A 14068-nucleotide genomic window follows, 5' to 3' on the forward strand; every position below is an offset into this window, starting at 1 on the left:
GCTCTCATTCGTGGGTATTGGCTTTCGTTTCGCCATCGGACCTCTGTAACCGGATCGCACTATCTACATACAATAAATATTCGATCGCGCCCTTGCATGCAATCGATTGCGCTGTTAGGTTTACGCAATCGATTGCGTAAAGATGCCCAACGACGTGAGGAGACGTTGCTGGGCGGGCTGGGAGGGCCGGATGACGACGTCGACACTTTCGATACAGCTCTATTCACTTCGGCATCTGGGCGGGCTCGATCGGCAGCTTGATGCGGCTGCGCGGGCGGGCTTCACCAACGTCGAAACCATCGGCAGTCATCTCGACGATCCCAAGGCGCTGAAGGCGGCTCTGGCAGCTCGGGGTCTCCATGCATCAAGCGGTCATATCGGTTTGCCGGCACTTCGCGGCGAACTGGACCGCGTCGCGGATGCCGCCGCTGAGACCGGTATTGCGCAACTCTTCATGCCGGCTCTTCCGCCGGAGGAGCGTAGCGGCGATGCGGATGCCTGGCGCCGCGTCGGCGCCGAGCTTGGCGAGATGGCTGCTCGCCTGAAAGAGCGGGGCATATCGCTCGGATATCATAACCATCATTGGGAGCTTGTGCGTTTCAGCGATGGCTCACGTCCGCTCGACTGTCTTTTCGACGGCGCCGCCGGCAGCCCGCTCGTCTGGCAGGCCGATATCGCATGGCTTGCGCGCGGCGGCGATGATCCAAAGGTCTGGCTGGAGAAATATGCGAGCCTGCTCGTCTCCACCCATGTGAAGGATCAGGCTCCGGCTGGACAGAACGAAGACGAAGACGGCTGGTGCGATGTCGGTTCCGGCATTCTCGATTGGCGCGATCTCTGGGCCTTCGCCAGCGCCCGCGGTGCCCGCCTGATGGTCGTCGAACACGACAATCCCAGGGATCCGGCAGGTTTTGCCGCCAGAAGCTTCTCCTATCTTCAGACGATCCGGTAATCCGCTCTAGCATCAAGGAAGTAGAGCGTGATGTCGCCCGGAGACCGCGTACGCTTTTCGGCATCACGCTCTGGCATCAGTGCAGATCGATTTAGTTCAACAAAGGGGGGAGGAACCACAGATGAACGGCAAGTCGGATAGCATGACAATGAATCGCCGATCATTCCTCGCAGCATCGGCTGCGGCCATGGCCGCAAGTGCTGCAGGCAAAGTCTTTGCGGCAGATGACACTCTTACGTTCTGGGACATGGTCTGGGGAACGGGAGCCACTTATACGGCCGCCGCCAAGGAGTTGGCGGGCAAGTACACACCCACCAGCGGCGCGCTCGGCGTCCGCTATCAATCGATACCTTGGGCAAACTGGTATCAGACCTTCACCTCGGCGGCCGCATCGGGAACGACGCCGGCGGTCAGCTCCGGCGCGGCATTCCTGCCATTCTATTTTCTCGAGCAGGGAGTGGCCGTTGCGGCCGACAACCTGATCGGCAAGCTCGACAAGGATGGCAAGAACGACTTTCTGCCGGGTCTGCTACCCGCCATGAAGGCGGATGGCGGCTATGCCGGCGTTCCCTGGTCGATGGATCTGCGTGTCATCTGGTATCGCAAATCGTTGCTCGAGAAGGCCGGCGTAGAGCCGCCGACCGACTGGGACAGCTATATCAAGGCCGGCGAAGCCCTCAAGAAGATCGGCCATATCGGCCTCGGTCTTGCGGCCGGCAGCACGACGACTGATGCGCAGCACACCGTCTCGGCCCTGATGATCAACAATGGCGGCGGCTTCTTTGCGCCAGATGGTTCGTTGAATTGCGTGAGCGATCGCAACATCGAAACCCTCGATTTCATCAACGAGCTCGTGCGCAAGGGCATCATCGATCCCTATGCCGCAAGCTACACCTCCGACAATCTCGCGAGCGACTGGAAATCCGGACGCGTCGCCATGGGCTTCGGGCAGACGGGTCTCGACAAGACGCTGCCGCAGGAGATCAAATCCGATGCAGTAGTCGCGCACCCCGTCAAGGCTCGCCACGGCGATCTCGGCACAGTCTACTACATCAACTCGCTTTGGATGTTCACGACGACACCCTCGCAGGAATCGTCCGAAGCCTTCCTCGCCTGGTATCTCGACAACATGCATGTCTATTGGACGAGCGGGGTTGCGATCGACGTGCCGGTCAAAAAGAGCATCGCCGATCTGCCCATCATTCAGAGCAATCCGAACCTGGTTCTTTCGATCAACGAATGGCAACCTGTGGGAAAGACGATCGGTGCTCAGGCGCCGCACGCCTTTGCTGCGCTGAATGCCGTTGATGGTGGTGCCGCCAGTGCCGCCTTTGTTCAGCAGATCATCCAGGGAAAGACGAAGTCCAAGGATATTCTCGAAACCCTGGAAGCTTCGCTGCGGAAGGTCGTGCAGTAACATGGCCGAGGCGCATGCAATGCCGGAGGGAGGACGGTTGACGAGGGCATCGACGGCGTCACGCGCCGGCGCGCAGACGGGGCGCAAGGCGACGATGATCGGCCTTGCCATGCCGTCGATCTTGTTGATGGCGTTGATCAACGCCTATCCGCTGGGATTTGCCCTTGTGCAATCCGTTCACAATGGCGGTCTGCTGCGCCTCGGCAAATTCATCGGTTTCAAGAATTATCTCAATGTTCTGACCGATCCCGCATTCTGGTCGGCTGCCTCTTTCACGCTGCTGTTCACCATCTGTGGCGTGTTTGGCAGCTGGTTCGTCGGCTTTGGCCTGGCCATCCTGCTGAAGCCGCAGTTTCCGGGGCGAAACCTGTTCAAGGTGCTTCTGCTGCTGCCATGGATCGTGCCGATCGTCGTCACGTCCATGAGCTGGAACTGGCTGGTCGCCACCCCCGGCAGCCTTCTGCCGCAGCTGGCCGAAACACTCGGCTTCGGGCAGATCCTATTTCTTGCCGATCCGACAATGGCGATGATCACGGTCTGCCTGTTCAAGATATGGGTCAGCTATCCCTTCATGATGATGATGGGGGCGGCAGCGCTCGAGAGCATCGACAACAGCGTCTATGAGGCTGCGACGCTCGACGGTGCGAATGCGCGCCAGCAGATCCGTTACATCGTTTTGCCGATGACCGCCCGGTCCACCTATATCAGCTGGATCCTGATGACGATGTTTTCGGTCAATGACTTTGCAACGATCTATCTGCTGACCGGAGGCGGGCCGGTCAACGCCACGACCTCGCTGATCGTGCTTGCCTATCGCTCCGTCTTCCAGGATTTCCTGCCCGGCTACGGCGTTGCGATTTCCTTCATGATGACGATCGTTCTGGTCGCCCTCTCGCTCCTGCTGTTCCGGCAGGTGCGTAAAGCCAAGTTCTAGGAGGCTCCCATGGCGGCGAAGACAGAGGCTGCGAGCACAGCCGTCGGCATCGGCAAATCGTCGGGCTGGGCGCGCACCATCGTACTTGCATTGATGACGCTTGTTGCCCTGAGCCCGATCCTGGTGATCTTCGGCCTTGCCTTGCGGCCGCGGCTTTACTCCGACGTCACCGGACCGACGCTCGAGACATTCGTCTATGTCATTCGAAACACGGATATTCTGGTGTGGCTGAGGAACAGCCTCATCGTTTCCGTCATCGCTTCCTGCCTGGCGTTGTTCGTTGCCGCACCAGCCGGCTATGTGTTGTCGCGCGCCCGCGGCGGTGCCGTTTCGCTCTATTCGATGCTGATCTTCGTCATCCAGAGCTTTCCGATTGTCGTCTTCATCATCCCGCTGTTCATCATGCTCTCACGGATCGGGCTCGTCGATACGCTGGCAGGCGTTTCGATCATCTATGTCGCCTCCAGCGTGTCGGTCGCCTGCTGGATGATGGCGGCTTATTTCGACAGCATACCGACGGATCTCGAAGAGGCAGCCTGGATCGACGGCTGCAGCATGTTCGGCGCGTTTCTGCGCATCGTGCTTCCCAATTCGCTGCCCGGCATTCTGTCGACGGCGATCTATGGGTTTCTCGTCGCCTGGAACGATTATCTGGTCGAGCTCGTCTTTTTGCGCACGGACAGTCGCTTCACTTTGCCTGTCGGCCTGCAGACATTCTTCCAGCAAAACCAGACCGATTGGGGTCCCGTCATGGCCTGCGCCGTGATCATGCTGGCGCCGCCGGTTATCATCTTTGCCTTGCTCAATCGCTTTTTCAGTATCGGTGGCATCGGCGGCTCGCTCGCCGGCCGATGATATGATCTCAAGAGGCTTTTCATGTCAGATGCCAAGGACCGCGTGTTCAGGCTCGAAACCTTTCGGGCCGTGCTCGATCGTATTATTCCCGCGGATGATTATCCCGGCGCGCTCGACAATGGCGTAGACGGCTTCATTCTCTCGCTGTGGGATGCCGGCCTCGTTGCCGATTCCGAGGCGATTGATCGAGGCCTCGTGGATCTGGAAGCGCAGACATTGGGTGGCTTTGCCACGCTATTGCTCGAGGAACAGGATCGCCTCCTTGCGGAGCGCAAGGATGAAGCCTGGTTTCGTATGCTCTGCGAGCTGGCTGCGGAAGGGTTTTACGCCGACCCGGCAAACGGCGCCAATCCGGATGCCGTTTCATGGAGAATGATCGGCTATCGCCCGGGCTTGCCGGAGGGGCCGAGCGGTCCCTCCGAGAATCCACAGGACGTCGTGCGCGGGAGGTTATGGGCATGAAGATCGACTATGATGCGATCATCGTGGGTGCCGGTGCCGCCGGCAATATCGCGGCCGGTGTGCTGGCCGAAGCCGGCAAGCGCATCCTGCTCATCGAGCGTGGCAAAAGGCGGACCTATGCCGAAGACGGCCATCGCGACCATCTGCGAAATCATCGGCTGCAGGCCTATGGCTTCAATACCGGGCCGGAGATCGACGGCAACCCGCGCGTTTTCATCGATCAGCAGGGTGGGCGGCACATCATCAAGCCGCACCAGGACAATTATCACGTCAATGCAGCAGTCGTCGGCGGTGGGACCTTCGTCTATGGCGGGCTCGCCTGGCGCTTTCATCCCAAGGATTTCCGCATGGCGTCGACCTATGGACGTCCGGAAGGCTCCTCACTGGTGGACTGGCCGATTTCCTATGAGGATCTGGAGCCCTGGTATGGGAAGGCAGAGCATGAAATAGGCGTTTCGGGCGATGGTAGCGGCGATCGCAATTCCGGCCCGCGTGGGCGCGACTATCCGATGCCGCCGGTAACAGATAATCCGACGAGTGCCTATCTCCGAGCCGGCGCGACCGCACTTGGTCTATCGACATTCACGCCGCCGCTCCTCGTCAATACCGTACCGCGCGCCGGGCGAGGGGCCTGCATCCGATGCGGCTCATGCGTCGGTTTTCCCTGTCCGAGCAATGGCAAGAACGGCACGCAGAACACCATGCTGCCGCGCGCGCTGGCGACGGGGCTCTGCGATCTCCTGACCGAGACGGTTGTGGAGCAAGTCGCAACCGATGATCGGGGCAATGTCATCGGCGTCGATATTCTCGAGGAGGATGCAGCCGGGCAGCTCACGCGCCGCCGCATTTGCTCGCGCATCGTCATCCTGTCGGCCGGCGCGATCGAAACGGCAAGGCTCATGCTGCTGACACGAACGGACCGGGAGCCGAGCGGGCTTGGCAACAATCACGATCAGGTCGGCCGCAATCTGCAGGGGCACTATTATCCGACGGTCTTCGGACTCTTCGAAGAGCCCGTGCAAGACAGCAAAGGCCCGGGCGTGACGATTGCGACCACCGATTATAATCACGGCAATGACGGTGTCATCGGTGGCGCCATGCTGGCCGACGATTTCGTCATGCTGCCGATCATTCTCTGGAAATCCGGCCTGCCTGACGATCTGCCGCGATATGGGCTGGCGGCAAAGCATTTCATGCGCGATAACTTCACCCGCATCGCCCAGATCAAGGGGCCGGTGCATGAAATACCCAGCGCAGATTGTCGCGTTCGCCTCGATCCGGAGGTTCGCGACAAATATGGGCGTTCCGTCGCTCAGTTATCGGGAACGACGCATCCCGAAACCGTTCGAACCGCCGACTATATCCTTGAGAAGGCCGATGCCTGGATGCGAGCATCGGGCGCCGCGCGGACTTGGGGCAAGAAGCAGGCGCTTCGCCTTTCGGCAGGCCAGCATCAGGCCGGCACCTGCCGCATGGGAGAGGCGCCGGAGACGTCCGTAACCGATAGCGTCGGCAGGGTTTGGGGTCACGACAATCTCTATGTCTGCGATGCCTCGCTGCATCCGACCAATGGCGGCTACAACCCTGTCCTGACAGTCATGGCGCTCGCATTTCGGAATGCCGAGCGGATCGCCAATCTTCTCTAGCAGGGAAACAAGCGTAGCTTTCAGCACATCCGCTCTTTTGCCCGTGGCGTAGCGCGGGGCTCTCGGCTCACGCACCAACATCCGAGCAATTTCGTGGTTGTTGATGAAAATGGGATCGCATAAGCTGTTTGTATTATCGTTAATCCAAGTGGAGGAGAAACCATGCTATCCATGCGCCCGGGGCCGGAAACCCGACGCCTACTGCCGCGTCAAGTTAGCGAACTCGTCGTTTTCGATATCGCGACCTCGAGGGCGCGTGTGATTTATGAAACGGGCGAACTCATCGAAGCGCCCAATTGGTCTCCCGATGGCAAGTGGCTGATTTACAATGGCGACGGCCGTCTCTTTCGCATCTCTCCGGATGGTCAGGATGGCCCGCATCGCATCAACACGGCACCGGTCGAGAACCTGAACAACGATCATGTCGTATCGCCGGACGGGCGTTCCTTCTTCGTCAGCGCCAACGACGGCCATCTCTATCAGGTGCCGTTCGAGGGCGGCGTGCCGCGCCGCGTCTCCAACGAGCACGAGGCTTCGCGCGGCTTCAAATATTACCTGCATGGCATTTCGCCTGACGGTGCGACGCTTGCCTATATCGGACTGGAGCGCCGCGAGGGCGGCGGCATCTTCACGCGCGTCTGCACCATCCCTTCCGCAGGCGGTGACGACGTGTTCCTGACCGACAGCGCATGCCCCGTCGACGGTTCCGAGTTCTCGCCGGATGGGAAATGGATCTATTTCAACTCCGAAGCAGCGGCAACGCAGCCTGGACATGCACAGGCTTTCCGCATGCGCCCCGATGGCTCCGGGTTGGAACAGCTGACGCATGACGAGCGGGTCAACTGGTTTCCGCATCCCGCACCCAATGGCCGCGACCTCGTCTATCTGAGCTATCCGGTGGGAACGACGGGCCACCCCGCAGACAAGGATGTCATCCTTCGGCTCATGGCCGCGGAAGGCGGCGGCGCGCGCGATCTCGATGCGTTCAATGGTGGGCAAGGCACGATCAATGTGAACTCCTGGGCGCCGGATTCCAGCGCCTTCGCCTATGTCCGCTATCCGGTGGCAGCCGGCTGACGGCCTTGCAGGGACAGCCTAGCCGCGAGGGGTCGAATTCGAGCTTTGGCGGATGAGGAGATCCGGCTCTATCAGGGTGACGCGCGGCGGCGGCAATTCCGCTTCCGCGCCGATCAGATCGACGACGCGCTCGACGGCCATGGCCGACACACGCTCGACATTATAGTCGACCGTCGAGATCGGCGTCGCCGCATATTCACCGAATTCGATATTGTCGAAGCCCATGAGCGCGACGTCATCGGGAACGCGAATGCCGTTGCGGGCGCAATAGCGTAAGACGCCCAGCGCCAGTGAATCATTGGTCGCGAAGATGGCGGATGCGCCGAGCCGCTGGCTGAAGATCGCATCCGCCGCCCAATAGCCATGCGCGACCGAGTGGCCGCTCGGCTTGATGAACAACGCGGTATCGATGTCTGCGCCGGCATCCCGATACGCCTGCATATAGCCCTCGAGCTTTTCAGAATTGCCGAGCTTCGTGCCGCCATCGATAATGACGATACGGCGATGGCCACTGCCAAGAAGATGCGCGACCGCCTTGTAGGCTCCCATCCGTTCATCCATGCAGACGGCATCGATGCCGGCATCCGGATCGCCGACGAGCAGGACGACGGGATAATTGCGCGCGCGCAGCTTGCGAATGTGGTCCAGGCGGCGATGGCTGCAGGGAAAGACCAGCATGCCGTCGGCGCGCCTGGCTCGAAAGGTTTCAATCATCCTCTCTTCGACTGCGATATCGTTGTTCGAGGTCGCGAAAAGTGTCGTATAGCCACGTTTGGAAAGCTCGCCTTCCACGGCCTGTGCCACGGCTGTCAGCACGGGATTGGAAAGGTCCGTCAGGATCAAGCCGATCGATCGGGTTTCCCGCCGCACCAGCGATGTGGCGACATAGTTGGGCAGATAATTGAGCTCGCGCGCCACATCCGCGATGAGGGTGCGGGTCTCAGGCGGGATGCGCGAGCTGCCCCGCAAAGCCAGCGACACGGTATTCACCGAAAATCCGGTCTTATCGGCGATGTCCTTCAAGCGCGCCGCAGGCTTTGCCATGCAAATTCGACTCCCGTCACACCGTTTGCTGTTTCAGGGCGGCAATCGCTCTGTATTGCAGGCAATCCGGTGCCATTTCCATCAATTCGATCCTGTTGCCATCCGGATCTTCAATCCATGCGCCACGATTCCCGTCAAGCCCTGACTTGATAGGCGAGGTGAGCGCAATTCCTGCCTTCTCCAGCTTTGCCGCCGCAATATCGAGATTGTCAATCGTCAGGCAGAGATGGTTGGTGCCGTTGGCGTTCGGCCCGGGAGCACGATCGCCTTCTGCGCCAGGGAAGAGCTCGAGAAACTGGAGATCGGTGATGCGCAGATAGACGATCCACGGCGTCCCGTCATCGCGTACCAGCCTGTGCATTTCCTTGAGGCCAAGGCGATCGCGATAGAAATCGAGGGAGGCGCCGAGGTCCTTGACCTTGATGGCGAGGTGGCCGAGGCCAGTAATGTGATCCATGATACAGCTCCAAGAGGTTGTTTTGGCGATAATATTGCGTGACCTGATATCTCTTAATCCCAGAGTGGCGCCCCGGGCGGATCGATCGCCCGTGAACTTTGCGGCAGGGCATCGATCGCTTCCACGTCGGCGGCGGTCAGATTAAGTTTGTGTGCCAGCCAGTTCGAGCGAATGCGTTCCGGCTTCGAGGAGGTCGGGATGGCCGCATAGCCCTTGGAAAGTTCGTAGGCGAGCGCCACCTGTTCGACGGTTGCCTCATGTCGGACGGCAATCGCCCGCATCTGCTCGACATCGCCCATCCGGCGCTGCGCGACCGGCTGATAGCAGGTGACGAGGATGTCGTGCTCCTTGCAGTAGCTGGCAATTTTTTGGTTCTGGAACAAGGGGTTGAGTTCAATCTGGTTTGTCGCGATAGCGCCCCTGCCAAGAAGTGCCCCGGCCTTTTCCAGAAGGGCAATAGTGAAGTTCGAGACGCCAATCATGCGCGTCAGCCCCATTGCCTGAGCTTCGGCGATTTGCTCGAGATAGACTTCCGGCTCGATGCGGTCATAGGGCGGCGGCCAGTGGATCAGGGTCAGGTCGACCTGATCGATACCTATGGTTTCCAGACTTTTCCGCAGCGACGGCAGCAGCTTTCCGGGGTCGAGATTGTCCACCTTGATCTTCGTCGTAACGAAGATTTCCTCCCGTTTCAGTCTGCTTTGCCGCATTGCCTCGCCGACGCTGGCCTCCGTGCCATAGGACTGCGCCGTGTCGAGATGGCGATAGCCCGTCTCCAATGCATAGAGAATTGCAGCGATGCCATCGGCGCCCGTTCTTCCCCAAGTCCCAAAGCCCAGCCGTGGAATTGAAGCTGTCATGATGTCTCCTCCAAAAGACTCCCGGTCGGCAAATACGTGCTTGACGCCCATCGAGAAGGCGCTAGTATTAACGTTAATATCAGGATGTGCAAGCGCTGGAGGAGGCGGCACAGGCTGATCGGAGGAAAATCCATGGCATTGAGATGGAGCCGGGTCACACCGCAGCTTGCGCTCGCGCCTGCCGTGCTGATCACGGTTGTCGCGTTCATCGGATCGATCGTCTGGACCGTCGTGCTTTCGTTCACTCGTAGCCGGCGCCTGCCGGACTATGAGATCGACTGGTCCAATCCATTCCGCCAGTACACCAGGCTCTTTGCCGATGCCGGCTGGGAGATATCGCTTCGCAATCTGATCGTGCTTGCGATCGGCAGCGCGCTTGCGATCGTGCTCGGTTTCATTCTTGCCGCCATGATCGAACGCGAACGGCGCGGCGAGGACGTCTTCCGGACCGTCTTTCTTTATCCGCTCGCTGTCTCGTTGATCGTCACCGGTGTTGCATGGCGCTGGATCTTCAACCCGCAGCTCGGACTTGAGAATTTCCTGCACGGCATCGGTCTTACCGGCGTCAGCTTCAATTGGCTGAATGACGGGCAGACGGCGATGTATGCGATCATTCTCGCCTCCGTCTGGCAAAGCTCCGGCTTCTACATGGCGCTCATGCTCGCCGGTCTCAAGGGCATCAATCAGGAGATCTGGAGTGCTGCGCGCATCGATGGCGTCAGCCTCTGGCGCGTTTATTTCGAAGTCATCATCCCGATGATGAAATTCACCTTCCTCACCTGCGCGATCCTGCTCTCGCTGGGGGTCATCAAGGCTTATGACATCATCGTTGCGATGACCAATGGCGGCCCCGGCCAATCCACCTGGCTGCCGGCCTATTTCACGATCAAGGCGATGACGGAGAAGAGCAATCTCGGCTACGCCTCGGCCGCCGCCTCGATGATGCTCGTCGTTACCCTGGCGATCTTCCTGCCGCTTGTCGCACTGACCGCCTGGCAGCAGCGCACGGCTCGCAATGGAGGTCATGCATGAGCGATATCGCAACCATCAGACCCTCGGTCGTTACCGCGGAAGCACCGGTAGAGGTCATGTTTCCGAGGGCGAAGAAGCGCATCAAGGGGCGCTCGATCGCGGTACTTGTCTTCCTGACCATGGCAGCACTCTTCTTTTGCATACCGCTCTATGTGCTTGTGGTTACCTCGTTCAAGTCGATGGATCAGATCCGTGAAGGTGCCATTTTCTCGCTGCCGCGGGAATGGACGATCGAGCCGTGGGTTTATGCCTGGAGCCAGGCCTGTTCCGGTATCACTTGTACCGGCCTTCGGGGCGGCTTCTGGAACTCCGTCGCAATCCTGTTTCCGTCGTTGGTTGCCTCGATTTCACTGTCGGCCGTGACGGGCTATGCCCTGGCGCTATGGAATGTGCGATGGACGGGCGCATTCCTGTTTCTTCTGTTTCTCTGCGCCTTCGTGCCGTTCCAGATCATCATGTATCCATTGATCGTCATCACGGTCGGTATGGGGATCTATGGCTCGCTCTGGGCGGTTGCCTTTATTCATACTGTGCTTTCGATGCCCGTCCTGACGCTGATCTTTCGGAATTACTACAAGGATATTCCTGCCGATCTCACCAAGGCGGCAATGATGGACTCCGGCTCGTTCTGGCAAATCTTCGTCGAGATCATCCTGCCGATGTCGGGCAATATCCTGATCGTCGTTTTGATCATGCAGATCACGCATATCTGGAACGACTATCTGATCGGCGTGACGTTCGGCGGCCTCGGGGCAGCGCCGATGACGGTCAATCTCGCGAACATGGTGACGGTATCGACGGGCACGGTTGCCTATAATGCCAATATGGCCGCAGCGCTGCTGACCGCCATCCCACCTCTGTTCATCTACTTCCTCCTCGGCAAGTTCTTCGTGCAGGGAATCTCGGCTGGCGCGATCAAGGGTTAGGGCAACGGATGCCAAGTGTTTCCTTCGAACATATCGTCAAGAAATTTGGTGAGGTCAAAGTCCTTTCCGGTCTCAATCTGGCGATCGATCACAGCGATTTTCTCGTGCTGCTCGGCCCGTCCGGCTGTGGCAAGACGACATTGCTGAACCTGCTGGCGGGCCTTGCCGACGTGTCCAGCGGACGCATCATGATCGGCGAACGCGACGTTACCGAACTCGATCCCAAGGATCGCGGACTGGCAATGGTCTTCCAATCCTATGCGCTCTACCCGACGAAGACGGTGGAGGGAAATCTGCGCTTCGGCCTGTCGGCGCTGAAGCTGCCGCGCGAGGAGGCGGACCGGCGGATCAAATGGGCGGCAAGCCTGCTGCAGCTCGAAGCTTTGATGAACCGCAAGCCGGCGCAGCTTTCCGGCGGCCAGCGCCAGCGCGTCGCCATCGGCCGAGCCCTCGTCAAGCACGCCGACGTACTTCTTTTCGATGAGCCGCTGTCCAATCTCGATGCGAAGCTGCGGACGGAGATGCGGCTCGAGATCAAGAAGTTGCATGAGGAGCTCAAGCCGACTGTTGTCTACGTCACGCATGACCAGATCGAAGCGATGACCATGGCAACGAAGATTGCCGTCATGAATGGCGGTGCGATCCAGCAGTTCGGCACGCCCGACGAGGTCTACGAACAGCCGGCAAATCTCTTCGTTGCCGGCTTCATCGGTTCGCCGGCGATGAACCTTGTCGAAGCCAGGGTTGTGCAGGATGCGGGGCGATTGAGCGCGATCGCGGCTGACGGCCGGCGCTTCGATCTCTCCGGTTATGACTGTTGCACTCAGCATCCGTCCCATGACCAGCCGATCATCATTGGCATGCGGCCCGAGCATTTTGTCATCGGCGCGTCCTCGTCTTCGGCCGCCTGCTCGCTGGAGTTGCCGGTGCGGATCGTCGAGCGCACGGGGTCCGACGCGATCCTGTCGCTTAGCTTTGGCTCCTCGCTGATCGCGGTGCGTATCGAGCCGGATCGCGCCGCCAGGCTGAAGGCCGGCGAGCTCGTTACCGTGACCTATCCCAGAACAAAATTGAATCTTTTCGACGCCCAGAGCGGGCGGCGGCTTTAGTGGGAGGAACGCATGCTAAGAAACTGGAAAAAGGCATGGCTGGTAGCGTCGATCGTCATTTGTCCGATGGTCGTTCACGCCGAAGACCTGGTCATCTACCAGAAATGGTCGTCGCCAGCCGAGGTCGCTGCTCTCAACGTCCTGAGAAAAGCGGCGGAGGCGAAGGGGATCAAGTGGATCGACATCACTATCCCGCATGACACCGGCTCCAACGTCAACCTCATGAACCTGGTAACGGGCGGCCAGCCACCGAACGTGTTTTCCGAAAACAATCCCGCTGTTTACCGCGATCTGACGAATATGGGGCTCGGTCGTCCGCTGACCGACGTCTTCAAGGCGGATGGGGCGCTGGACAAGTTTCCGCCTTCGGTCATCAAGTCGATCACCGTCGACGACCAGATCATGAAGATTCCCCTCGGCATTCATATCGACGGCATGCTCTATTACAATATCGAGGCGGCGAAGAAGGCAGGTGTCGATCCTTCGAAATGGACGTCGCTTGATGAAATGTACGCCGACTTCGACAAGATCAAGAAGGCCGGTATTGTGCCGCTGGCGCTCGGCGCCCAGCAATGGCAGGTCGGCTATCTCACCCATACTTTGGTCGCCAGCGTCGGCGGCCCCGATCTCTTTACCAGGATCTACGGACCGAAGCCGGATGAGGCCGCGCTCGATGCGCCGGAGCTTCGAACCGCGTTCGAGTGGCTGCGCAAGTTCCAGCAGGCTTCCGATCCGGGTTCGGTCAATCGCGATTGGAACATGACCACCAACATGGTGATCGAGGGACAGGCACTCATGCAAATCCATGGCGACTGGATGAAGGGCGAGTGGCGTGCTGCCGGCAAGGAAGCCGGCAAGGATTTCGGCTGCCTGCAGATCCCCGGCTCAAAGGCGCTGTCTGTGACGGTCGATGCCTGGGGCATTCTCGGCAAGCAGTCGCCCGAAAAGGACGCCGCGGAAGTCGAGTTTGCCAAGCTCATCGTCGATCCGAAGATCAACGCCGCCTTCGCGGCGGCAAAGGGCTCGACGCCGGTGCGCACCGATGTCGACCCGTCTACGCTGGATGTCTGCTCGAAGAATGTCCTCGACATGCTGAAGGATCCCGCACACCAGGTGCAGAACCCTCACTCGATGGTCGATGCGGACTGGCAGTCGGCGATCTGGGAAGTGGCTTTCAACTACTGGAGCAATCCGAACATGACGGTGGACCAGGCGGTCACTGCGCTCAAGGAGCAGTACGAGGCCATTCTCAAATAGAGACCGGAAGCATGACGTTTGGCTTGGCGGCAAGCTTTCT

The 14068-nt window shown here is 59.6% G+C and carries 14 protein-coding genes; 11 read left to right on the forward strand and 3 right to left on the reverse strand.

Annotated elements, in window-relative coordinates; genetic code table 11:
* Positions 1 to 190 precede the first annotated feature (190 nt).
* From GA0061100_RS17565 to GA0061100_RS17595, 7 genes are all read left to right on the forward strand, one after another.
* A complete protein-coding gene (locus tag GA0061100_RS17565) occupies positions 191 to 952 on the forward strand; it encodes a sugar phosphate isomerase/epimerase family protein (protein ID WP_075854002.1) in 762 nt (253 codons plus the stop codon).
* Between the two features lie 148 nt (positions 953 to 1100).
* The gene (locus GA0061100_RS17570; protein WP_159444793.1) at positions 1101 to 2369 is read left to right on the forward strand and encodes an ABC transporter substrate-binding protein; all 1269 of its coding nucleotides are present in this window, start codon (positions 1101 to 1103) and stop codon (positions 2367 to 2369) included.
* 37 nt (positions 2370 to 2406) lie between these two features.
* Positions 2407 to 3303 carry a carbohydrate ABC transporter permease gene (locus GA0061100_RS17575; RefSeq protein WP_244557870.1) on the forward strand — a complete coding sequence of 299 codons (897 nt, stop codon included), beginning with the start codon at positions 2407 to 2409 and terminating at the stop codon, positions 3301 to 3303.
* Between the two features lie 9 nt (positions 3304 to 3312).
* Positions 3313 to 4158 carry a carbohydrate ABC transporter permease gene (locus GA0061100_RS17580; RefSeq protein WP_083961381.1) on the forward strand — a complete coding sequence of 282 codons (846 nt, stop codon included), beginning with the start codon at positions 3313 to 3315 and terminating at the stop codon, positions 4156 to 4158.
* Between the two features lie 21 nt (positions 4159 to 4179).
* The gene (locus GA0061100_RS17585; protein WP_075854004.1) at positions 4180 to 4620 is read left to right on the forward strand and encodes a gluconate 2-dehydrogenase subunit 3 family protein; all 441 of its coding nucleotides are present in this window, start codon (positions 4180 to 4182) and stop codon (positions 4618 to 4620) included.
* A complete protein-coding gene (locus GA0061100_RS17590; protein ID WP_075854315.1) occupies positions 4617 to 6266 on the forward strand; it encodes a GMC family oxidoreductase in 1650 nt (549 codons plus the stop codon). Before GA0061100_RS17585 ends, GA0061100_RS17590 begins: the two co-directional genes overlap by 4 nt.
* 162 nt (positions 6267 to 6428) lie before the next feature.
* The gene (locus GA0061100_RS17595; RefSeq protein ID WP_244557871.1) at positions 6429 to 7343 is read left to right on the forward strand and encodes a TolB family protein; all 915 of its coding nucleotides are present in this window, start codon (positions 6429 to 6431) and stop codon (positions 7341 to 7343) included.
* A gap of 18 nt (positions 7344 to 7361) precedes the next feature.
* On the opposite strand, the gene GA0061100_RS17600 is transcribed toward GA0061100_RS17595, so the two are convergent.
* From GA0061100_RS17600 to GA0061100_RS17610, 3 genes are read right to left on the reverse strand one after another with little or no spacing between them, the layout of a single operon-like run.
* Positions 7362 to 8387 (reverse strand): LacI family DNA-binding transcriptional regulator, encoded by a 1026-nt coding sequence (locus GA0061100_RS17600; RefSeq protein ID WP_075854005.1) that lies wholly within the window; start codon positions 8385 to 8387, stop codon positions 7362 to 7364.
* Positions 8388 to 8403: 16 nt separating this feature from the next.
* On the reverse strand, positions 8404 to 8844 hold the full coding sequence (locus GA0061100_RS17605; protein WP_075854006.1) for a VOC family protein: 441 nt from the start codon (positions 8842 to 8844) through the stop codon (positions 8404 to 8406).
* Positions 8845 to 8897: 53 nt separating this feature from the next.
* Entirely contained in the window at positions 8898 to 9704 is an 807-nt protein-coding gene (locus GA0061100_RS17610; RefSeq protein ID WP_075854007.1) for an aldo/keto reductase, read from the reverse strand.
* A 132-nt stretch (positions 9705 to 9836) separates the two neighbouring features.
* On the opposite strand from GA0061100_RS17610, the gene GA0061100_RS17615 reads away from it, so the two are divergent.
* Genes GA0061100_RS17615 through GA0061100_RS17630 form a run of 4 tightly spaced genes read left to right on the forward strand, consistent with a single transcriptional unit; the run spans position 9837 to position 14028 of the window.
* On the forward strand, positions 9837 to 10736 hold the full coding sequence (locus tag GA0061100_RS17615) for a carbohydrate ABC transporter permease (protein WP_075854008.1): 900 nt from the start codon (positions 9837 to 9839) through the stop codon (positions 10734 to 10736).
* Complete coding sequence (locus GA0061100_RS17620; protein WP_075854009.1) at positions 10733 to 11662, forward strand: carbohydrate ABC transporter permease; 930 nt, start codon at positions 10733 to 10735, stop codon at positions 11660 to 11662. The genes GA0061100_RS17615 and GA0061100_RS17620 overlap by 4 nt, the downstream gene beginning before the upstream one ends.
* A gap of 8 nt (positions 11663 to 11670) precedes the next feature.
* Positions 11671 to 12771: an ABC transporter ATP-binding protein gene (locus tag GA0061100_RS17625; RefSeq protein WP_075854010.1), complete on the forward strand. Its 1101-nt coding sequence runs from the start codon at positions 11671 to 11673 to the stop codon at positions 12769 to 12771.
* 12 nt (positions 12772 to 12783) lie between these two features.
* Complete coding sequence (locus GA0061100_RS17630) at positions 12784 to 14028, forward strand: ABC transporter substrate-binding protein (RefSeq protein ID WP_075854011.1); 1245 nt, start codon at positions 12784 to 12786, stop codon at positions 14026 to 14028.
* Positions 14029 to 14068: the final 40 nt, after the last annotated feature.

Origin of the sequence: Martinezella hainanensis (assembly GCF_900094555.1) — a bacterium.
GTDB lineage: Bacteria > Pseudomonadota > Alphaproteobacteria > Rhizobiales > Rhizobiaceae > Rhizobium > Rhizobium hainanense.

Coding starts and splice junctions, on each gene's coding strand:
- GA0061100_RS17565 (WP_075854002.1), top strand. CDS start 191: ATGACGACGTCGACACTTTCGATACAGCTCTATTCACTTCGGCATCTG.
- GA0061100_RS17570 (WP_159444793.1), top strand. CDS start 1,101: ATGAATCGCCGATCATTCCTCGCAGCATCGGCTGCGGCCATGGCCGCA.
- GA0061100_RS17580 (WP_083961381.1), top strand. CDS start 3,313: ATGGCGGCGAAGACAGAGGCTGCGAGCACAGCCGTCGGCATCGGCAAA.
- GA0061100_RS17585 (WP_075854004.1), top strand. CDS start 4,180: ATGTCAGATGCCAAGGACCGCGTGTTCAGGCTCGAAACCTTTCGGGCC.
- GA0061100_RS17590 (WP_075854315.1), top strand. CDS start 4,617: ATGAAGATCGACTATGATGCGATCATCGTGGGTGCCGGTGCCGCCGGC.
- GA0061100_RS17595 (WP_244557871.1), top strand. CDS start 6,429: ATGCTATCCATGCGCCCGGGGCCGGAAACCCGACGCCTACTGCCGCGT.
- GA0061100_RS17600 (WP_075854005.1), bottom strand. CDS start 8,387: ATGGCAAAGCCTGCGGCGCGCTTGAAGGACATCGCCGATAAGACCGGA.
- GA0061100_RS17605 (WP_075854006.1), bottom strand. CDS start 8,844: ATGGATCACATTACTGGCCTCGGCCACCTCGCCATCAAGGTCAAGGAC.
- GA0061100_RS17610 (WP_075854007.1), bottom strand. CDS start 9,704: ATGACAGCTTCAATTCCACGGCTGGGCTTTGGGACTTGGGGAAGAACG.
- GA0061100_RS17615 (WP_075854008.1), top strand. CDS start 9,837: ATGGCATTGAGATGGAGCCGGGTCACACCGCAGCTTGCGCTCGCGCCT.
- GA0061100_RS17620 (WP_075854009.1), top strand. CDS start 10,733: ATGAGCGATATCGCAACCATCAGACCCTCGGTCGTTACCGCGGAAGCA.
- GA0061100_RS17625 (WP_075854010.1), top strand. CDS start 11,671: ATGCCAAGTGTTTCCTTCGAACATATCGTCAAGAAATTTGGTGAGGTC.
- GA0061100_RS17630 (WP_075854011.1), top strand. CDS start 12,784: ATGCTAAGAAACTGGAAAAAGGCATGGCTGGTAGCGTCGATCGTCATT.